This window comes from Shewanella intestini (genome assembly GCF_018221465.1).
Taxonomy (GTDB): Bacteria; Pseudomonadota; Gammaproteobacteria; order Enterobacterales; family Shewanellaceae; genus Shewanella; species Shewanella intestini.
In genome coordinates this window covers 145,970-166,320 of record NZ_JAAIKR010000006.1, presented here as the reverse complement: position 1 = coordinate 166,320, position 20,351 = coordinate 145,970, and the positions used below count along the sequence as shown (strand labels likewise).

Genomic DNA, 20,351 nt, shown 5'->3' with positions numbered 1-20,351 from the left:
CAACCTTCCGTAGCTTGGTTTAATCAAGTTTTATTCATTTAGCGCGTGAGCCGTTTTCACTTGTAATAGTGGCTATCTTTCGTTAAATACCAGCCTCTATTTTATGTTGTATAAGGTGTTTATAGTGAGCAAATTAACAATTCTTGATGGCGGAATGGGACGCGAGTTAAAACGCATTGGTGCGCCGTTTAGCCAACCATTATGGAGCGCACAAGCGCTGATTGAAGCGCCGCAAAGTGTGCAACAAGCTCACCAAGGTTTTATTGATGCTGGCGCCGAAATTATTACCGCCAATAGTTACGCATGTGTTCCCTTTCATTTAGGTCAAGCGTTATACGCTGAGCAAGGGTTTGCATTGGCACAACTGGCCGCCAAACTTGCCCGTGATTGTGCAGATAAAGCCACGCAGTCAGTAATAGTCGCCGGCTGTATTCCTCCAGCACTAGGCAGTTACCGCCCCGACTTGTTTAAAGCCGATACCGCCAAAGCTATCAGCCAAACCTTATTTGACGCCCAAGATGCTTATGTGGATATGTGGTTAGCTGAAACCCTGTCGAGCTTGGCTGAATTTAGGGTGATTGAAAACGTGCTATCAGCAACAAACAAAGCGTGTTGTTACTCCTTTAGTTTGGCCGACAGTCTTGATGGTGAACCCAAGCTGCGATCAGGTGAGCGCGTGCAAGATGTCGTACAACAGGTCTGCGATTCAGGCGCACAGGGAGTGTATTTTAACTGCTGCATTCCAGAAGTATGCGAACAAGCCATTGCTATTGCCAATGACATTATTACTGCTAATAACGTAGATATTGTCATTGGCGTTTACGCAAACAGCTTCACCCCGATTACAACGGGCCATCAAGCGAATGATGCCATTCAAGGTATGCGTGAATTAACGCCGGCAGACTATTTGGCTTTTGCCAAAAAATGGTATCAAGCTGGGGCACGCGTGATTGGCGGTTGCTGCGGCATTGAACCAAGCCATATTCAATCACTTAGCAATTGGAGTCATCGCATTGAAAAATCTTAATTACTCCTTAGCATTACCCGCAGTGTTATTGGTCATCGTTTTATTATTTCTAGCAGCGGGATTTCCAACACAATCTCAAGCGATGACGAATGTGGCAATGGATTTTGTTACCCATTGGTTTGGCTGGTTGGTCGAACTCGCAAGCTTAGCCTTAGTAGGGTTCTTATTTTGGTTAGCCTTTTCTAAATACGGCCAAATTAAACTCGGTAATCACGCCCCACAATACAGTCTCTTTACTTATAGTGGGATGATTTTTACTGCCGGTGTGGGGGCATCATTAATTTATTGGGGGATTGGTGAACCCATGAGTTATTTACAGTCTCCTCCGTTGTTTGCCCAAGCTGACAGCTATACCGCAGCAGCCTGGGCGGTCACCTATTCAATGTTCCATTGGGGGATAACAGGCTGGGCAATTTATTGCTTTCCGGCTATTCCATTTGCCTATGCTTTTTATGTCAAAAAGCAGCGTTCATTAAAGGTATCAACCCTATGTGAGTCAGTAATAGGTAAAAACCCCATTGCAGCTAAGGCGATTGATTTACTAGCTATATTTGGCACATTAGCTGCATTTGCTAGCTCACTATCATTAACTGTTACGTTACTCAGTGCCGGCGCGGCTGATCTATTGGGTATTCACAACAGTCTTGCTTTACAAGGCGGCATTATTTTGTTGTTTGTGGTGGTATTAGTGCTTGTGATGCTAGTGGACTTTAATAAAGGCATCAGCAAAGTGTCTGATTACACCGTTATTGCAGCCATTGCTTTCAGCTTATTTTTGCTTTTTAGTACCCATCCACAATTTATTCTAAATAACATTACCGACTCTGTTGGGATGATGCTCGATAACTTTTTTAGAATGTCACTGTGGACAGACCCCGTTCAGCAAAGTGGATTCCCGCAAAGTTGGACGCAATATTATTGGTTTTGGTATTACGCCTACTTAATTATGATGGGGTTGTTTATTACCCGAATATCCCAAGGTCGCAGCATTAAGGAACTCATATTAATCACCATTTCCATGGGCTCATTAGGTTGCGCTTTTTTCATCACAATTTTTGGTGGTTATGCGGTTTGGGCACAAATGCTCGGCGGCTTTCCAGTTCAGCAATGGGTCAGTGAAGGCGGTTTACCTTTTGCCGTGGTGTCGTTGATTAAAACCTTGCCAGCAAGCTCGTTCGTTTTAGGGGTGTTTTTAATCATCCAGTTCTTCTTTATGTTAACCACCATGTCTAGTGCAAGCGTCACCACGGCAATGCTGACAACCAACCGTTTAGAGTTAAACGGCGACCCAGACAATAAAGTCAAATTATTATGGGCTGGGGCAATTGCATTAATTAGCTTTAGTGTGTTTTTAGCCGGCGGCGGTATTAGCACCATTAAGTCATTATGTGTTGTGGCAGGGCTACCAATGATGTTTATTTTTGCCATATTGCTAAAACAACTCATGAGTGAATTACACGGTTTGTCTGACGCTAAACTAGTCCAACTGACTAAGCATTCGCTTAATTAACCCAAGCTTAACCCTTTTAAAATTAACTAACCGTTCGACAAAGCACAATGAATTACACCCAATGAATTACGCCCAATGAATAAGACGCGATAAAGCGAGACAAAAAATGAGAGCTTAGGCTCTCATTTTTATTTTGTGGCTGTGGTATACCGTTCATATGTTAATAAAAGCGCTAGTGGCGATAGCCTTTCTCTTTAGTGCTAACATCGGCATCTATGATGTTTTAGTGTTTATATTGCTGAGGTTGATTTATTATGAGCGCCATTTTTAAAGCCACGTTCAGGAATTGCTTTTGCACACGCTAGCTCAATTAACATCAGGTGAATTAACCCATACCGGCCTAAAACGCTTACAAATAGCAGAGCAATTAACCCAATTTCCACTGGAAATACTGCAATTGGCCAGCACGCTTGAAGTGCTCGATTTATCCAACAATCGCTTAAGCAGCCTGCCCGATGAATTTGCTCAACTTACTGAGCTTAAAATCCTGTTTTTGTCGTTTAATTGTTTTAGTGAAATACCAGCCATTATTGCTCAATGCCCAAAGCTTGAAATGATTGGTTTTAAAGCCAACCAAATTACTTACGCGGCTGAAAATTGTTTCCCGTTAGCAACCCGTTGGCTTATTTTAACTGACAATAAACTCACCCAACTGCCCGACTCAATCGGCGATTTATCTCGACTAAAGAAATTTGCTCTGGCGGGAAACCAGCTCACAACGTTGCCTTCAAGCATGCAGCAATGCCAAGAACTTGAATTATTACGTGTGTCAGCTAATCAGCTTGACGTTATTCCTCAATGGCTACTTTCAATGCCTAAATTGGCTTGGTTAGCATTTAGTGGCAACCCCGCAACTGATCGCCAGCAAACTCACAATAACTTTTGCCACGCCAAGCTTGAGGAGTTGCAATTAGGCGACCATTTAGGTCAAGGAGCATCAGGGGTCATTTACCAAGCAACTTGGCGGCAGCCATCGGTAAACAATGCTCAACATCAACACAAGGAAACCGCTGCAGCGAAAGATAAGCTGACAGCAATGACAGACAAAGAAGTGGCGGTTAAAATGTTTCGAGGTGCGGTCACCTCTGATGGATACCCAAGTGATGAACTGCATTGTTGTTTAAGCGCGGGGCATCACCCTAATTTAATTAAGGTGTTGGCACAGGTGACGCAACCAGGGCAATTAGGCTTAGTCATGGAGCTCATCCCTGCACATTTTTACAACTTAGGCCTACCACCGTCTTTAATCACGTGTACCCGTGATACCTTTTCTACCGATATGGATATCAGCATGGCTCATATCATAAAGGTAATGACCAGCATGGCCAATGCACTAAACCACTTGCATCACAATCAAGTCAGCCATGGTGACATATACGCGCATAACACCATGATAGATACGCAAGCCAATATGTTATTTGGTGACTTTGGCGCAGCGTCAGATTTAACTACGCTAACGCCAACTCAAGCACAGTTAATGCAAGCAATTGAAGTTCGTGCTTGGGGAAATATGTTAGAGGATTTACTGCAACAGCAACTTAACTTAGGTTACATTTCAACAACGGATATTGAGCTAACACAACCTGAGCAAACAGCATCAACTACCGCACAAAAACTAATGTGTTTAGTCTTGCAGTGCCAACAAGATAATGCGTTTGCAAGACCGACATTTACAGCATTAGAAACACAACTTAACCAACTAGGTTAACCTGCTTAATCAAAATAACTAATACCCAGTTTATTCAGGGTATTAGTTTATTTATGACGTCTAATTAGCCCAAATACCATATATCCCACTGCATTATTTTTAGCTTAATTAACAAATAGACTTTGACCTTTTCTTAAAAAGTTAGCCATAAACGTGCATTTATCACAATTATGCCCCTTGATGGCCATGCAAGAGAAAATAATGGCACTTTAGATTACCTAAAAATATGAAAGTTCAATGGTTTAGTCAATATTAAATAAAGTTTAACCATACACGTGCCTATTTTAAGTGGTTGATTTATATAAATTAAAAAAATAAGCATTTAACCTAATGAGTCGTAGATCAAATTAATTAATTTTGCTTGATATATATCAAGTTGAATTGAGTCTACACTCTTTACTATCAGTTAGTGGATAAAATCAACCCATTGTGCAAATGATAAAAGGTTAGACTATGGACAACCATGCAGCGCTCTATGAACAAGGTAAACAACGCCTTGAATATCTACGTCAATTTGCCCCAAGGCAAAAGGTATCCCTCCAACAAAAGATGGAAGAATCAGGGATAACACGACGTGACTTTATGAAGTGGACTGGCGCAGTCTCAGCAATGCTTGCATTGCCACTTCCATTTAGCACATTAGTTGCTGAAGCAGCAGAAATAGCCGACCGTGTGCCATTAATTTGGTTACACATGGCTGAATGTACAGGGTGTTCTGAATCACTCATTCGTACAGATACGCCTAACCTAGACACCTTAATTTTTGATCATATTTCACTTGAGTATCATGAAACATTAATGGCAGCCGCCGGTTGGCAAGCAGAAGAGAATCTTGAAAATGCATTAGAGACTTATAAAGGTCGCTATTTACTTGCTGTTGAAGGTGCGGTGCCAACGGCAAACAACGGTGCATATTTAACGGTTGGTTGTAAAGGTCACACAGGTCTTCACACTATCACCGCCGCAGCTGAAAATGCAGCAGCGATTATCTCTGTCGGTACTTGTGCTGCATTTGGTGGTGTACAAGCTGCTGCACCCAACCCAACGGGTGCAAAAGGCGTACAAGAAGTCATCGATAAGCCGGTTATCAACCTTGGTGGTTGCCCTCCGAGCGAAAAAAATATTGTCGGTACATTGATGTATTTCATCATGTTCGGCAAATTACCGGCTTTAGATATCTTCAATCGTCCTAAATGGGCTTATGGCGCACGTGTTCACGATAACTGCGAACGCCGTGGTCGTTTTGATGCGGGTGAATTTGTTGAAACCTTTGGCGATCAAGGAGCGAAAGACGGTTACTGTTTATACAAAGTGGGTTGTAAAGGTCCTTACACTTACAACAACTGTCCAACAGAACGTTTTAATGCACACACAAGCTGGCCAGTACTTGCTGGACATGGCTGTATGGGGTGTTCTGAACCTAATTTCTGGGATGACATGGCTGACTTTGAAAAGCCACTTGGAAGACAATTATTTCATGGCATAGATGCAACTGCAGACACCATTGGTGCTGTTGTATTAGGTGCAACCGCTGTCGGTATCGGTGCTCACGCCGTTGCCAGTTTATTTGCTAAGCCATTGGAGGATTAACCATGAGCAAGCGCGTCGTTATTGACCCTATCACCCGTATTGAAGGGCATTTACGTGTTGAAGTTGAAGTCGATGAAAATAATACCATTACCAAAGCATGGTCATCATCAACACTATGGCGTGGCCTTGAGGTCATTCTTAAAGGTCGTACCCCAATGGACGTGGGTTTATTAGTACAACGTATTTGTGGTGTATGTACTTATTCTCATTACCGCAGTGGCATTGAAGCAGTTGAAGATGCATTAGATGTAAAAATTCCGCTAAACGCGAAATACTTACGCTCTTTAATGCAAGCGTCATTATTTATGCACGATCACATTGTGCAATTCTACCATTTACATGGTCTTGATTGGGTTGACGTGGTATCGGCACTAAGCGCAGATCCTGCATTAGCCGCTCAAGAAGCAACAAAATACACCACAACCCCTATTGCTGCAGGTGAAGGTGATTTACGTGCCGTTCAAGAGAAAGTAAAAGGGTTAGTTGACTCAGGTAAGCTTGGCCCATTCGCTAACGCTTATTGGGGTAATAGCACGTATAAGTTTACGCCTGAGCAAAACTTAATTGCATTATCTCACTACTTAAAAGCACTCGAAGTTCAACGTGTTGCTGCAGAAATGCTCGCTATTTTCGGTGGTAAATCTCCGCATCCACAGTCTTTAGTTGTTGGTGGTGTCACCTCAGTACGTGACATGCTAAGCCCGGCACGTTTACAACAGTGGAAACAAAAGCACGCTGAAGTTCAAGACTTCATCAATCGCGCTTATAAAGCGGACATTTTGATGGCCGCTGCCGCTTACGGTAACGAACCAAGTGTCCTTGGTGGTGTTGCAGTGAAGAACTTCATGGCAACCAATGATTTCGTTATTGCTAATGGCGAGTCTTTATTTGAGCGTGGCATCATTATGAATGCTGACCTTTCAAATGTAAGCGACATCAACCCTGATCTGATTAAAGAAGATGTTACCCACGCTTGGTATGAAGCTGACGGGCCTCAACATCCGTATGAAGGGACAACTATTCCTAACTATACCGGCTTTGTTGAGCGCGATACTGTTTACGGTAAGCTACCAACAATTGATGGTGACGGTAAATATTCTTGGGTTAAATCACCACGTTACGATGGCGAGCCTGTTGAAGTGGGTCCACTAGCTTCACTGCTTGTTAGTTACGCCCGTGGCAATGAACTTGTGACTAAGACCGTTGATGGTTTCCTTAAAGAAGCAGGTTTACCCCTTTCAGCTTTATTTACCACGCTTGGTCGAACTGCTGCACGTATGCTACAAGCAAAAATTGTTGGTGAAGAAAGCTTAAAAACCTTCGATGCAATGCTCGTTAACATGCAAAGCGATGAAAGCACCTATGTGACACCAGAGCTTGACCCTAATAAAGAATATGAAGGTTACTCAATGATGGAAGCGCCTCGTGGCATGCTAAGTCACTGGATCCGTATTAAAGACGGTAAAGTAGAAAACTATCAAGCCGTTGTACCAACAACTTGGAACGCAGGTCCTGTTGATGTAAACGGTAAAGTGGGTCCATACGAAGCATCATTAGTTGGCTTGAAACTAGAAGATCCAACTAAACCGCTTGAAGTTATCCGTGTGATCCACTCATTCGATCCATGTATGGCTTGTTCTGTACACGTGATGGACTACAAAAAACAAGAATTAGGTCAATTTAAACTTTCACCTAATGGTTTCTAACACTTGTTGGTTAGAAAGGAGGAGCTATGGAACACGAAGCAACCCATAAGAGACAGCTCATTTTCACACCTGCCATTAGGATTTTCCATTGGCTACGTGCGTTGTCTATTTTGGCTTTGGTTATCACAGGATTTTATATCTCGTGGCCATTTTTAGTCGCACCAGAATCAAGTGACGTATTAGTGCAAGGCTGGATTCGTTTTGCACACGTCGTATTTGGTTTTGTATTAACAGCCATCACCCTGGTCCGTTTTTATCTGTTTTTCTTTAGTCGAAATGACATTGAAAGACGCTCATTTAAAGACGTCATGAGTGTTAAAAGCTGGATTACTCAGCTTAAATCTTATGTATGGATGGGGCACTTAAATAAAGCAGGGATTTATGGTCCACTGCAGTTTGTTACTTATGTCGCAATTTCATTTGTGGCGCTATTGATTTGTATTACTGGTTTAGTGCTTTATGCCAACGTTTACCATGAAGGATTAGGGGGTATGCTTTGGGATAGTTCAGCTTGGATAATGATGCAAATGGGCGGCTTAGCCAATGTCCGTATTATTCATCATTATTTGACATGGGCATTTATTATCTTTGCAGTAATACACGTATATATGGCTGTGTGGTCAGGTATTCGCTTTAAACACAACTCGGTTGATTCAATCGTGTCAGGATATGACTACCATAAGGATCATTAACCCTAGTGAGCAAAATATTACTCTTGGGTATTGGTAATGTACTGTACGCCGACGAAGGAGTCGGCGTACATTTCACAAATTACATTGCTGAAAAATACACCTTCTCTCACTCAGACCACCAGCTAGATATTGTCGATGGCGGTACGCTAGCTCAAGGTCTGATCCGCATCATCTGCCAATATGACAAACTCATTATCGTCGATACTGTTAACTGTCATGATGCTGAATATGGCGATGTCTATTTCTTTAACTTTGATCAGGCCCCTGCAGAGATTGACTGGCAAGGCAGTGCTCATGAAGTTGAAATGCTACAAACCCTAACAATGATGGATATGGTCGGCGATCGCCCTGAAACCCATATTTTAGGTGTTGTTCCAACAGTAATTGAACCTATGGTGTTAGGGTTAACTGACAAACTATACGGTGCAATACCCACCATGGAAAAAGCACTTTTAGCACATATTGAATCGTTAGGGTTTAGCCACACTAAAGACGATTCAGTGAAAATAGAACAAGTCATTCCTGATGCTTATAAGCGAGGTCAAATCGATGCACCATATTCAGTTTGAGTTTATATGTTCGCAGCCTGTCCCTTTATACGGACACCTGTGCCAAGAATATATAGCTCGTCATGTTTTTAATATCAGTGCAAGCCAGTTCACTGGTGAAGAACACAACACTCACTACGTGATTGAAGCAACCGGTTCTCAAGCTGAACTTGAAACATTAGCTGAAGATATTGCCGAACATTTTTTGTTGTCGGTATGGTTAGTTGATTCAAAAATGCAACTGGTAAAAGAACGTCAATACCCAACATCATCTTTGGGTAAAGATGTGCATTTACCTGTTGCACCTTTAGTTTTTTGTCACCATTGCCAACCTAAATTTGGCGACAACCAAAACCCGCAATTTGGTGATATCAACTTAGCTTGTGATCATTGTGGCGGCCAAAATAAACTGCCCACAGCGCATGATGCCCTTAGCGAACAAGATATTTTCGCGTTCGCGCAGTTACTGCTTGAGAAGCAACCCCTGCATCTAGTTGATGACAACTTGACGCTATCATTAACCGCTATTGGCGATGCAGGTAAACGTCCATCTATTATTGTGTGTAATCCCAACACCTTAAATGACTTCTTCCAGCTCAACGACAAGCAAGTTCAAGCCTTATCAAGTCATGAAAAACCGTGTCTTAACATCAACACCAATGAAGCTGGCGCGGCAAGCTTGCAAGCGTCAATGGTTGACGTGCAATTTGCCAGTAACCGTTTACTGGTGGTGCTATGTGAGAAGTTACGCCAGAAAGGCGTTAATTGGATTTACAGCCAATTTACCCCGTCAGCAAATACCCAATTACCGCCACTCAAGCTTGCATTAATTGATGAACAGTGGGTTGCAAAACAACTGGTTCAGGCGGGTCAAACAGAATTAAAATTATCAGCATTACATGATGAAGCTTGCGCTCAAATTGGCAACTTGGCCTACACTGCCACCAGCCATAAAAAGCACATTAGCTGGCAAATAAGCCAACAAGAACAACAGCAAATTTCTCCAGCAACTCATGCTGCAGAATGTGCGCTTTATGCTGGGTTACAAAGCAAAGATGTTAATGGTAAAAGTACCAAGCCTAAATACGCAACCGTGTTGTTTTTTAGTCGATATCAAGCCAGTCAAATAGTCATGGTCGATCAAGACAGTAAAGCAGAGCTGTTCTTAGAGATGCCCGAAATGCCAAGTGTCGGCTCAGAAATCATTAATCAACTCAATCAAAGCCCTGAAAAAGGCTTGGTAGAGAAGTTTAAAGCCGCCCACCCTGACAGCTATAACGCGTTAATGAACTTAGCCATTACGACTCATGCTAACTCAGTAACCAGCTTTATGGTTGCCGCGGCTTGTGTTGTCGGTATTAAACTACCAACAGGCAGCGCTAAATCGGTTACACAACAATTGGCTGATAACTTTGTCAGTGACGCGATGAGCTATAGAGGCTCTAATGCACCACGCATTGATTTCCCGTTAATTTTGCAAGGCGCACAACGCAGCATTAACTGGTGTAAAACATTAGGCTCATTAATGAGTTTCCGTTTAGCTGGCGAAGATGACACAACCAAATTAGCGTTTGCTTTTCACGACTCGCTTGCTGACTACCTAAGCAACTGGGTTGAGCATATTGATAACAACACCGGTGTACATAACCTTGTACTTGCTGGCAGTGAGTTTGATAACCCAGTACTGGCCAAACGCATTCGTTTGCGCGTTGGCAAAAACATCCCAATTGTGATCAATAAACAACTGGATCTAGAAGGCGCTAACCTTGCCATAGGTGGCCTTTTCCTCACTCAACGGCGTCGTTAATCTGGCATCGAATCACAGTTAGGCACGTTATTAATACATTGGGCGGTACATTAATAACGTTGAGGGGGCTTTATGGCGTTACAACAAGTCAGTATTTTCATTAAAGGCATTGTTCAAGGTGTGGGATTTAGACCGTTTGTTTTCCGCTTAGCGACTGAACACCACCTCACAGGCACGGTGCTAAATGATCATCGTGGTGTCAGTATTGTCTTTCAAGGTGAACTTGAAAACATTAACCACTGCTTACAAATACTTGAACAAAGCCCGCCGCCACTTGCCCGTATTGATTCGATACAAACTCAATCGCAGCTCTTAAGCCCTGCTTTGGATAATTTCAGCATTATCCAAAGCACTAAAGGCCAGCAACAAGCGATTGTGGCATTATCAGGCGACAAAAGTACCTGCCAAGATTGCGTGAATGAAATGAACGATCCTGATAATCGTCACTTTCAATATCCTTTTACCAACTGTACCAATTGCGGGCCTCGTTACAGCATTGTCCAAGCACTGCCTTATGACCGTGGTAACACATCAATGGCGGCATTTGATATGTGTGATGACTGCGCTAGAGCTTATAAAGACCCGTTAAATAGACGTTATCACGCTCAACCTATTAGTTGCCCACATTGTGGCCCACATTTAAGTTTGCAGTTGATTTCACATAGCAATATTAGCGCGACAGCAGCGGAATTAAAGCCATCCCCTCAAAGCAACACGGCGGCGATAATTAACCAAACAATCGATTTACTACAACAAGGTAAAATCATTGCACTAAAAGGCTTAGGTGGGTTTCACCTTATGTGTGATGCCACCAATAATGATGCAGTTAAATTATTACGCCAACGTAAAAATAGAGCCGCAAAGCCGTTAGCTGTAATGGTAAAAAATGCCGAGCAAGCAGCCTATTATGTCAATGCATCATCAGCAGAGTTGCAGGTACTTAATAGCGCCGAAAAACCCATTACCGTGATGCAAAAAAGATTGATGGCTGAGATAGACATTCCTACTCAATATGCGCTTGCACCGAGTGTGGCACCTGATATCGATCGCCTGGGGTTATTTTTACCTTATACCCCACTGCATCATGTGCTAATGAATGCATTTGGCAAACCTTTGGTTGCGACCAGTGCTAACCGCAGTGGTGAACCCATGATTTGTGATGCCGACACGATCATCAACCACCTTAGTCATGTTGTTGACGCCGTACTCGACCATAACCGGCCAATTTTAAATGCTTGTGATGACAGTGTGGTGCAGGTCATTGACCAACAATTACAAGTTATTCGCCTTGCAAGAGGTTATGCGCCGCTCACCTTGCCGACCGGTCACGCAGCTATCGCACAATCACTATTAGCCGTTGGCGGCCAACAAAAAAATGCCCTCGCCTTTGGGTTTGAGCAAAACATGATTTTATCGCCTCATATCGGCGACTTGTACAGCTTAGAAGCCCAATCGTATTTTGAACGCAGCCTTGAAACCTTTAAGCGGTTGTACGACTTTACACCCGATTATGTCATCCATGACAAACACCCCAATTACACGCCGAGTCGCTGGGCAAGTGAATATGGTGAACACCCCCATGTCAGCCTAATCACCATTCAACATCATTACGCCCATGTCTTAGCCATTATGGCGGCAAATCAACAAACACAACCGGTTCTGGGCTTTAGTTATGATGGCACCGGGCTTGGCGATAAAGGAGAGCTATGGGGCAGTGAAGTGATGCTGGCCGATACTCAAAGCTTTACCACTGTGGCTCATTTTAGCGGCTTTAAATTAATTGGCGGCGAACAAGCCATTAAACAGCCTGTACGTATTTTATTGTCATTATTGTTTAGCAGTTTTAGCTTAGAAACCATCAAACACTTACCGATAAATGCCATTAAACAGCTAAGTGATTCGCAGCTAAATAATTTGTACCTGTTATGGAAAAATCCACGTCACGGTATTATGTGCCGCTCAGTTGGGCGCTTATTTGATGCTGTGGCAGTCGCGCTTAATTTAATTGAGACAAATCAATTTGAGGGTCAAGCCGGCATGTTGATTGAAGCCAAAGCGGCTTTAGCGCAATCAAGCTCAAGCACACAGGTATGCCAAAGCGCCCCCCCCCTATTATCACTGTCAATGGTTTCGAGTGCCGCAGGCGATATCGCTACGGAGTCAGTCACTCATTCAGAGTTTAACGAGCAAGTTGAGTCACCTAAAAAGGTCACTGTTTGGGACAGCCAAGCACTGCTAAAACAACTTATTGAACAACGACTACAACCCTGTGAAAACACCGATAAACAAACAGCGTTATTAGCATGGCAATTTATTGAAGCACTAGCTCAAGGCGTCGAAGATATAGCCCTGCAGTATGCGACATACCCTATCGTGCTCTGTGGCGGCGTATTTCAAAACAAGCTATTATTTAGACAATGCTTACGTAATATAAAACGTAATAATTTAACGCGACTACCAAGCCATTATGTCCCAGTAAATGACGGCGGTTTAGCCTTAGGTCAATTGTGGTATGGGTTACATCAACTACCACTATTTCAAGCGAACAGCAGTACTGTTGCGCCCCCCCTTTCTACCGATATCAGCACACTAAATGTGTGATGATAATCACAAATACCAAGGCAACATTGGCTTAGATTTTAAAAAGCTAATTAAGCTGATTTCTGTCAACGTTTGTGAGCTTAATCTATCGCAAACTGAAATATAGATAAAAAATAGGAATTCGATTATGTGCCAAGACTGCGGTTGTTCAATGACTCACGATCACCATCACGACTCATTACACACAAACCCACAATTAAACGACAAAAAAACCTTGTCAGTCATCCATAAAATTTTGGATAAAAATGACGTTGAAGCACAACACAACCGCGACCATTTTGAAAAAAATGGCATTTGTGCTTTCAACCTTATGAGCAGCCCCGGTAGCGGTAAAACCACGCTTTTAGAGCACCTAGTTGATCAAACTGACATGAAATATGCCGTGATTGAAGGTGACTTAGAAACCTCTCGTGACGCAGACCGCTTAATTGCTAAAGGCATTAATGCATACCAAATTCAAACCGGTTCGGCCTGTCATTTAGATGCCTTTATGGTACATGGCGCACTGCATCATGTTGAGTTAGAACCATTAGATATCTGTTTTGTAGAAAACGTTGGCAACTTAGTGTGTCCAGCAAGTTATGATGTCGGCACTCACAAAAATATCGTATTACTTTCCATCCCTGAAGGTGACGATAAAATCGAAAAATACCCCGTCATGTTCCGCCGGGCTGACCTAGTGCTTATCACCAAATCAGACTTACAACAGCATTTTGACTTCAGTGTTGAAAGCGCTAAAGCACAACTGGCAAAACTAAACCCTGACGTTCAAGTTATGAGTATTTCAGTAAAAGAACCGCAAAGCTTACAACCACTTGTTGACTGGTTAGCCACCCAACAAGCTGGTTTAAAACAACAACTAGCAGAGCAGGCATAATTTATGTGTTTATCAGTACCGTCTCAAGTTGTTGAAATTCATGATGACAACTCGGTCACGGTTGACACCATGGGCGTAAAACGCCAAGTCAGCTGCCACTTAATGACCGAACCACTAGCCATTGGCGATTACGTCCTGATCCATATTGGGTTTGTGATGAATAAAATTGACCAACAAGCGGCGCAAGAAAGCTTGGCGTTGTATGAAGAGATTGTCGAAAAAATGTCTGAACAGGAGTAACCCCTGATGCAGCTAAAAGATTTATATCAAGGCTTTCGTCATCCTGAAACCATTCATACTCTTGCAAAATCTATTGCTGAGCATGCGGCAAAAGTTGATGAAACCATTAACATCATGGAAGTGTGTGGTGGTCATACCCACACCATCATGAAATACGGTTTATTACAATTACTGCCAGACAACATCAATTTCATCCATGGCCCAGGTTGCCCTGTTTGCGTGATGCCAAAAGAGCGCATCGATCATGCTGCCGCACTCGCGAATCTGCCTGATGTTATTTTAGTCTGCTTAGGCGACATGATCCGTGTGCCTGGTTCAAAAGGCAGTTTGGCAAAATGGCGTTCTGAAGGTTGTGATATTCGCCCCATTTACGATCCGCTCGACACCTTGACCATCGCCAAAGAAAACCCTGATAAAACCGTGATCTTCTTTGCCATTGGCTTTGAAACCTCAACCCCAATGACCGCAGTATTACTCGACCAAGCGCAGCATCAAGGTATTGAAAACATCTATTTCCATATCAACCATGTGTTAGTGCCACCTGCCATTGATGCTGTAATGGCTGAGCCAAAAACAAAAGTTAACGCTTTTATTGGCCCAGCTCATGTCAGCGTAATTAGTGGCGCTAAGGTGTATCAACCTGCGGTAGATAAATATCACACCCCTGTTGTGGTGTCAGGTTTTGAACCGGTTGATGTCTTAGAGTCTATTTTACAAATTGTAAAACAGCGCACTGAAAACAAAGCTGAGCTTGAGGTGCAATATAATCGCTCGGTGACTTACGACGGCAATGTCGCCGCCCAAGCAATGATCGACAAATACTTCGATGTGCGTGACTCATTTCGCTGGCGCGGTTTAGGCCCAATAGCTAATTCAGCGCTAAAATTACGTGATGAATTTCGTCATCGTGATGCAGAAATTATCTTTAAAGAACACTTGCCAACCACCCTCATTGATGACCATAAAGCCTGTCAATGTGGCGATATATTACGTGGGCTAGCTAACCCAGTAGATTGCAAAGTGTTTGGTCGCGGTTGTACCCCAGAAACACCATTAGGCAGCTGCATGGTTAGTTCAGAAGGTGCCTGTAATGCCTATTATCGTTATGGTGGTTTAACTGCTAAAAAAGGAACCTCGAATGCCAAGTAAGTCTAAAACGGTTCAACTTAGCCACGGTGGTGGCGGTAAAGAGATGGACCAACTGATTAAGTCGGTTTTTTTTAACGCGTTTGACAACCCAATTTTATCTGCCGAAGAAGACGCTGCTAAGCTAAATCTTTCAGGCCCGGTTGCCTTTACTACCGACTCATTCACCGTTTCCCCCTTATTTTTTGCTGGTGGTGACATTGGTAAACTGGCTATTGCTGGCACAGTCAATGACTTAGCCATGATGGCCGCTGAGCCACAATACTTAAGTTGCAGCTTTATTATTGAAGAAGGTTTTGCCATTAATGACTTAAAAACCATCGTCAATAGCATGGCGAAGGAGCTACATAAATCGGGTGCACGCATTGTATGCGGCGACACCAAAGTGGTACCCAAAGGTTGCGCTGACGGAGTATTTATTAATACCACAGGTGTTGGGCGTATTCTCAATCCGAATGTGTCAGTTAAAAACATTCAACCCGGTGACGCTATTATTGTGTCACGCGATGTCGGCCGTCACGGCGCCACTATATTAATGTCTCGCGAAGGCTTGTCTCTCGAATCTGACTTAAGCAGTGATTGCGCAACATTATGGCCAATTGTCGAGCAATTAGTCGCAACAAGTACCCCAATACATGCCATGCGTGATGCCACCCGCGGTGGTTTATCCGCAGTATTGAATGAGTGGTCAAAAGCTTCTAATGTGGGCATTGATGTCGACGAAGATGCAATTCCAGTCGCTGATGAAGTCAAAGGTTTATGTGAACTATTTGGCTTTGAACCGTATGATTTAGCAAATGAAGGCACCTTTATTTTAGCCGTACCTAAAGCGGCAGCAGCTGGCGCAGTTGAAATAATGAAGCGTTACGGTAACTGCGAGCATGCTGCTATTATTGGTCATGTAACCGAAGCGCATGCAGGTAAAGTTGTACTAACCACTCCTTGGGGCAGTCATCGATACCTAGACTTACCACAAGGTGAGTTACTGCCAAGGATTTGTTAATGCACGAATATTCAATTGTTACTGCGTTAATTGAGCAGTGTGAAACCTTAGGTGCAGAAAACCAAGCAAAAGCCATTACGCGTGTGGAAGTAAAAATTGGCATGTTAAGTGGTGTTGAACCCGCTTTGCTTTCTCAAGCATTTGAAACATTTAAACTCGATGGTATTTGTGCTAACGCGCAGTTTAATATGCAAATTCAACCCTTGGTGTTGCAGTGTCATCAATGTGGTCAAACATCAGAGCAAACTGAACGCACAATTATTTGCAGTCATTGTCAGTCAAATAACACCCAAATTATTGATGGTGAAGACATGATGTTGATGCAATTAGAAATGGATACGTAGTAGAGTCAAAAAATACATATTGCCTTAAGATTAAGGCAATAAAATGGACAAAAATTTGTAATCAAGTTTATAAAAAGGAAAATACAATGAAAAAGCTTATCTCGTTATCCGCACTTGCCGCGACACCTACTTTAGCGTTAGCCCATGAGGGGCATGGCGGGGTTGGCCTATTTCATCACATGGTAGATTTAGTACCTGCAATTGCCTTAGTGGCTGTTGTCGGGTTTATTATTTGGAAGCGAACCCGCTAATCATTTAATCACAAAAGATAATGCCAGCACATTATCGTTTACCACGAAAAAGACGACGACACTGAGTCGTCTTTTTTATCCCTTTTCATTCATTATTCCTCTGATGAATTGAGCTAATCAAGCTCAACTCACACCGCTTAAAGTCGCTTAAAATAGCTTGAAATGTATGCGCATCAAACGGATCGCTTATCGAAAAAGGCATTAACATGACACTTGAACTTTCCATCATTAAGCATGAAGCGCATTGCATCTAACTGCCGTCAGATTGTGGTTAAATAGCGCAGCAAACAACTCAATAACCTAAGTTAAGTGAATCGCAAAACTGGCGTATAATAATGCCATTATCGCTTTTGTTATTAAGAATATTCTCCAATGCCTAGTAAGACTTCATCCGCCAATCAATCACATACCACTCAGGCTCAGGCTCAGGCTCAGCAGCATTTTAAAATATTCAAACCTTACCGATTTTTAAGTCAATTTGTGCCCGAAGTACGCAAGAAGAAACCATTAATAGGGCAATTATATGATTTCCCTGCCAACACCATGGCCATTGGGCGCTTAGATCACGACTCAGAAGGATTGTTACTGCTCACTACCGACGGCATGATGAGTTATCGAGTAAGAAGTCAACAGATTGAAAAAGAGTATTATGTGCAAGTCGATGGTGACATAAGTAACGAAGCCATTGCCCAGTTACAAACCGGTGTTGAGATTACCGTCAATGGCGACAAATACTTCACCCTTAGCTGTAAAGTCCATAAACTGACTAGCGAGCCAAGCTTGCCAAGCCGGGGGCGTAAAATACGTGACGCAAGACATGGCCCTACCAGTTGGGTTTCTATCACCTTATGTGAAGGAAAGAATCGTCAAATAAGGAAAATGACCGCTGCAGTAGGATTTGCCACATTACGACTTGTCAGAGTAAGAATTGGGGCAATTCATATCGACAACATGCACAGCGGTGATGTGATTCCTTTAGCTGATTTACAAGAGGCTTTTAATACCTAGTAATCACCGCTCAATTCACTGCATCAGATAATGCAGCGAATAAATACCTACATCTGGTCACTAAATTAAAAAGACACACTAGTGACGGCATCATAAAGGTCAATTTGGTGCTGATTAGCCCATTGCAGATCATCGACACGGGTTTTCAACAAACTCACCTTATTGCTCACTTGCACCACTTCGAGATGAATGGGCTTTTCAGCAGGCATAAAGGTCGATAACATCGAGTTAGGCAACTTAATATTTCTTAACTTAGTATGTTGAAAAACATCGCCTTTTTTAACGCCATGCAACTTACCAATATTGATAGTGACAAAGTTATTCTCGGTATTAATCACAATGGCCTTTGTTGGTTCACAACTTAGCTTACGATTAATATCTTGCGCTACCTTAAATAAAGTATTCACCACAGCTTGACCATAATTACTGCGCCAAAATAAGCTATTAGACAGATCAACATTGCCGTTAGAGTCAAAACTCCAATCACCTTCTCCGTGATATTCTTCTTCCACTAAAATACTGTCGCTGATCCGGTCATACATAAACACTTTAATCGTAAAATTACGCTTTGGGGTTTTGGTGTTAACCAATAAACTCGACGTAATCTCGTTATACAAACTCACATCTCGGATATAGCCAAACACCAAATATTGACTCTGAAAATCACTATTAAGCCCATGAGAAATCGCTTTTACCGACTTTAAATCTACGCTATCAAAGCTCGATTGTGGTTTATAAACCATTTGCGAAATGAGCCCTTCAACAAAAATATTAGGTTGATTACTTAACTCACTTTTAAATCGAGATGCAACATGAAATGGCAGTTTTGAAATGTCGCCAGCGGCGGCTTGTGCGGGAGTTAATAGCGGAAACTGTGCCACAACTAGCTGTTTTAGATAATGATCCTTAATGCAATTTGCCGATGAGTGCATATTCACTTTAAGGTTAACGGTAAGCTTACCTGCGGCAATAGATTCATTAAGAATGACAATTTCACTGATTTGCTGCGCAGAAGAAATACTACTTTCACTTTTTGTTAAAATCCCCCCCGTAACCGTGGTTTCAATACTAATGAAGCTTTGCGCTTGCAACGATGCATTTTCAATTGCTAATTCAACGGCTTTTTTACGCACATCGTTATAGTTATCGCCATCATAAGGGATCGATGCTTGGCCTAAATACCACTGTGCCGATACTACACATGGCAATAGCATCAACATCAAAGCCAGCAAATATCTAATCATACGTTACCCAAACACGCCCAATAACTTGGAAATAAGTGATGGGTCTTGGTTATCTTGCTGCTCGCCTTTGCCACTCACTTCAATAATGGTATTGCCCACCATACTCGAATCAATTGAATGGTCAGAACCAATATCAGTGACACGTATTTCACCAGAAAAGCGAACATACTCATCGCCTTTATTTAATTTAAGCCATTTTTCACCTGCGACAATTAAATTGCCATTGGGCAATTTTTCACGCACTGCAACCGTAATTGTGCCAGATAATGAATTACGGTGTTTACTGGCCGATGAGCTATCAAAGCTTTTATCTTGCGAGTAATCCGCACTTAAATTATTTTCGTTAATATTAATGCTACCCGCAGTCACATTCGGAGAAAGCTCAAAAGAGTCTGAACTATCTTTTTTGTAACTAATTGATTTATTAGAGGTCATTTCTTCATTGAGTCTAATAAGAATCATATCGCCCACTTCATAGCGATTATTATTTTGATAAATACTGTAAACGTTATCAGGGTTGAATAATGACCCAGTAAACTGCTGCGCTTGTTGAATGTTATTGTTTCTAACAGGGCGATACTGCGGATCACCACGCATGATTTCATCGGGCTTTTCAATCACATTTACGGTGGTGTTTTCTTTGGTAGGCACTTTAATTTCAGCCACCTCAGTGGTTGAACAAGCTGAAATATTTAAGATAGCTAACAGACTAAGCGGTGTTTTAATATTCATTGCAAGGCAGCTGAATTTATAAGTTATAAAAAAATTTTGAAGCATATTTTTATATTAATCCATACACATTGCCTAGATTCACACTAACTCCACAATTACAACATACTTTATCCACTCTTAGCGTAATAAACGCTCAAAATAAGTTAACAAAACGCATTAAAAGTTAATTATTATGATCAATTAAAGCGATAATGATGCGGATTATTTTTTTGTGATACTGCATAAGTAATTCACCCGAAAACGAACTGTAAAACAAATATCAAAATCAAGCTTGACGAGCGCTATATTTTAACAATAATACCTACAATAAATATTAA

18 protein-coding genes are annotated in these 20,351 nt (G+C 42.2%); 16 read left to right on the top strand and 2 right to left on the bottom strand.

The features are described 5' to 3' along the window. The first annotated feature begins 124 nt into the window (after positions 1-124). The 16 genes from G3R48_RS08610 to G3R48_RS08535 all read left to right on the top strand — a co-directional run bounded on the left by G3R48_RS08610 (position 125) and on the right by G3R48_RS08535 (position 18,058). Positions 125-1,027, top strand: coding sequence for a homocysteine S-methyltransferase family protein (locus tag G3R48_RS08610; RefSeq protein WP_212593280.1), 903 nt, complete (start codon positions 125-127; stop codon positions 1,025-1,027). Then, complete coding sequence (locus tag G3R48_RS08605) at positions 1,014-2,537, top strand: BCCT family transporter (protein WP_153664219.1); 1,524 nt, start codon at positions 1,014-1,016, stop codon at positions 2,535-2,537. Before G3R48_RS08610 ends, G3R48_RS08605 begins: the two co-directional genes overlap by 14 nt. 292 nt (positions 2,538-2,829) lie before the next feature. Then, positions 2,830-4,245, top strand: a complete 1,416-nt coding sequence (locus G3R48_RS08600) for a leucine-rich repeat-containing protein kinase family protein (RefSeq protein ID WP_153664221.1) — start codon at positions 2,830-2,832, stop codon at positions 4,243-4,245. A gap of 453 nt (positions 4,246-4,698) precedes the next feature. Continuing rightward, entirely contained in the window at positions 4,699-5,835 is a 1,137-nt protein-coding gene (gene hyaA, locus G3R48_RS08595) for a nickel-dependent hydrogenase small subunit (RefSeq protein WP_153664223.1), read from the top strand. Between the two features lie 2 nt (positions 5,836-5,837). Continuing rightward, a complete protein-coding gene (gene hyaB / locus G3R48_RS08590; protein WP_153664224.1) occupies positions 5,838-7,541 on the top strand; it encodes a nickel-dependent hydrogenase large subunit in 1,704 nt (567 codons plus the stop codon). A 26-nt stretch (positions 7,542-7,567) separates the two neighbouring features. Beyond that, on the top strand, positions 7,568-8,233 hold the full coding sequence (gene cybH, locus G3R48_RS08585) for a Ni/Fe-hydrogenase, b-type cytochrome subunit (RefSeq protein ID WP_153664226.1): 666 nt from the start codon (positions 7,568-7,570) through the stop codon (positions 8,231-8,233). A gap of 5 nt (positions 8,234-8,238) precedes the next feature. Continuing rightward, the gene (locus G3R48_RS08580; RefSeq protein ID WP_212593278.1) at positions 8,239-8,802 is read left to right on the top strand and encodes a HyaD/HybD family hydrogenase maturation endopeptidase; all 564 of its coding nucleotides are present in this window, start codon (positions 8,239-8,241) and stop codon (positions 8,800-8,802) included. After that, the gene (locus tag G3R48_RS08575) at positions 8,783-10,588 is read left to right on the top strand and encodes a Kae1-like domain-containing protein (RefSeq protein ID WP_153664228.1); all 1,806 of its coding nucleotides are present in this window, start codon (positions 8,783-8,785) and stop codon (positions 10,586-10,588) included. The genes G3R48_RS08580 and G3R48_RS08575 overlap by 20 nt, the downstream gene beginning before the upstream one ends. 72 nt (positions 10,589-10,660) lie before the next feature. After that, entirely contained in the window at positions 10,661-13,189 is a 2,529-nt protein-coding gene (gene hypF / locus G3R48_RS08570) for a carbamoyltransferase HypF (protein ID WP_153664230.1), read from the top strand. A gap of 127 nt (positions 13,190-13,316) precedes the next feature. Next, positions 13,317-14,066, top strand: a complete 750-nt coding sequence (hypB, locus tag G3R48_RS08565; RefSeq protein WP_153664232.1) for a hydrogenase nickel incorporation protein HypB — start codon at positions 13,317-13,319, stop codon at positions 14,064-14,066. A gap of 3 nt (positions 14,067-14,069) precedes the next feature. Continuing rightward, the gene (locus G3R48_RS08560; protein ID WP_153664234.1) at positions 14,070-14,306 is read left to right on the top strand and encodes a HypC/HybG/HupF family hydrogenase formation chaperone; all 237 of its coding nucleotides are present in this window, start codon (positions 14,070-14,072) and stop codon (positions 14,304-14,306) included. Between the two features lie 3 nt (positions 14,307-14,309). Beyond that, positions 14,310-15,455: a hydrogenase formation protein HypD gene (gene hypD / locus G3R48_RS08555; RefSeq protein WP_153664236.1), complete on the top strand. Its 1,146-nt coding sequence runs from the start codon at positions 14,310-14,312 to the stop codon at positions 15,453-15,455. After that, positions 15,445-16,455: a hydrogenase expression/formation protein HypE gene (gene hypE / locus G3R48_RS08550; RefSeq protein ID WP_153664238.1), complete on the top strand. Its 1,011-nt coding sequence runs from the start codon at positions 15,445-15,447 to the stop codon at positions 16,453-16,455. The genes hypD and hypE overlap by 11 nt, the downstream gene beginning before the upstream one ends. After that, positions 16,455-16,799, top strand: a complete 345-nt coding sequence (locus G3R48_RS08545) for a hydrogenase maturation nickel metallochaperone HypA/HybF (protein WP_153664240.1) — start codon at positions 16,455-16,457, stop codon at positions 16,797-16,799. Before hypE ends, G3R48_RS08545 begins: the two co-directional genes overlap by 1 nt. An 86-nt stretch (positions 16,800-16,885) precedes the next feature. After that, positions 16,886-17,050, top strand: coding sequence for a hypothetical protein (locus tag G3R48_RS08540; protein ID WP_194823883.1), 165 nt, complete (start codon positions 16,886-16,888; stop codon positions 17,048-17,050). Between the two features lie 372 nt (positions 17,051-17,422). Then, a complete protein-coding gene (locus G3R48_RS08535; RefSeq protein WP_153664242.1) occupies positions 17,423-18,058 on the top strand; it encodes a pseudouridine synthase in 636 nt (211 codons plus the stop codon). A gap of 65 nt (positions 18,059-18,123) precedes the next feature. Here the strand turns inward: G3R48_RS08535 and G3R48_RS08530 are convergent, their stop codons facing one another. Next, entirely contained in the window at positions 18,124-19,302 is a 1,179-nt protein-coding gene (locus G3R48_RS08530) for a flagellar assembly protein T N-terminal domain-containing protein (protein WP_153664244.1), read from the bottom strand. A gap of 3 nt (positions 19,303-19,305) precedes the next feature. Continuing rightward, entirely contained in the window at positions 19,306-20,034 is a 729-nt protein-coding gene (locus tag G3R48_RS08525) for a flagellar basal body L-ring protein FlgH (RefSeq protein WP_153664246.1), read from the bottom strand. Positions 20,035-20,351 lie beyond the last annotated feature (317 nt).

What these genes read in the sequence shown, in the direction of transcription:
- hyaA (WP_153664223.1), top strand. Translation starts at nt 4,699, where the DNA reads ATGGACAACCATGCAGCGCTCTATGAACAAGGTAAACAACGCCTTGAA.
- hyaB (WP_153664224.1), top strand. Translation starts at nt 5,838, where the DNA reads ATGAGCAAGCGCGTCGTTATTGACCCTATCACCCGTATTGAAGGGCAT.
- cybH (WP_153664226.1), top strand. Translation starts at nt 7,568, where the DNA reads ATGGAACACGAAGCAACCCATAAGAGACAGCTCATTTTCACACCTGCC.
- G3R48_RS08575 (WP_153664228.1), top strand. Translation starts at nt 8,783, where the DNA reads ATGCACCATATTCAGTTTGAGTTTATATGTTCGCAGCCTGTCCCTTTA.
- hypF (WP_153664230.1), top strand. Translation starts at nt 10,661, where the DNA reads ATGGCGTTACAACAAGTCAGTATTTTCATTAAAGGCATTGTTCAAGGT.
- hypB (WP_153664232.1), top strand. Translation starts at nt 13,317, where the DNA reads ATGTGCCAAGACTGCGGTTGTTCAATGACTCACGATCACCATCACGAC.
- G3R48_RS08560 (WP_153664234.1), top strand. Translation starts at nt 14,070, where the DNA reads ATGTGTTTATCAGTACCGTCTCAAGTTGTTGAAATTCATGATGACAAC.
- hypE (WP_153664238.1), top strand. Translation starts at nt 15,445, where the DNA reads ATGCCAAGTAAGTCTAAAACGGTTCAACTTAGCCACGGTGGTGGCGGT.
- G3R48_RS08545 (WP_153664240.1), top strand. Translation starts at nt 16,455, where the DNA reads ATGCACGAATATTCAATTGTTACTGCGTTAATTGAGCAGTGTGAAACC.
- G3R48_RS08540 (WP_194823883.1), top strand. Translation starts at nt 16,886, where the DNA reads ATGAAAAAGCTTATCTCGTTATCCGCACTTGCCGCGACACCTACTTTA.
- G3R48_RS08535 (WP_153664242.1), top strand. Translation starts at nt 17,423, where the DNA reads ATGCCTAGTAAGACTTCATCCGCCAATCAATCACATACCACTCAGGCT.
- G3R48_RS08530 (WP_153664244.1), bottom strand. Translation starts at nt 19,302, where the DNA reads ATGATTAGATATTTGCTGGCTTTGATGTTGATGCTATTGCCATGTGTA.
- G3R48_RS08525 (WP_153664246.1), bottom strand. Translation starts at nt 20,034, where the DNA reads ATGAATATTAAAACACCGCTTAGTCTGTTAGCTATCTTAAATATTTCA.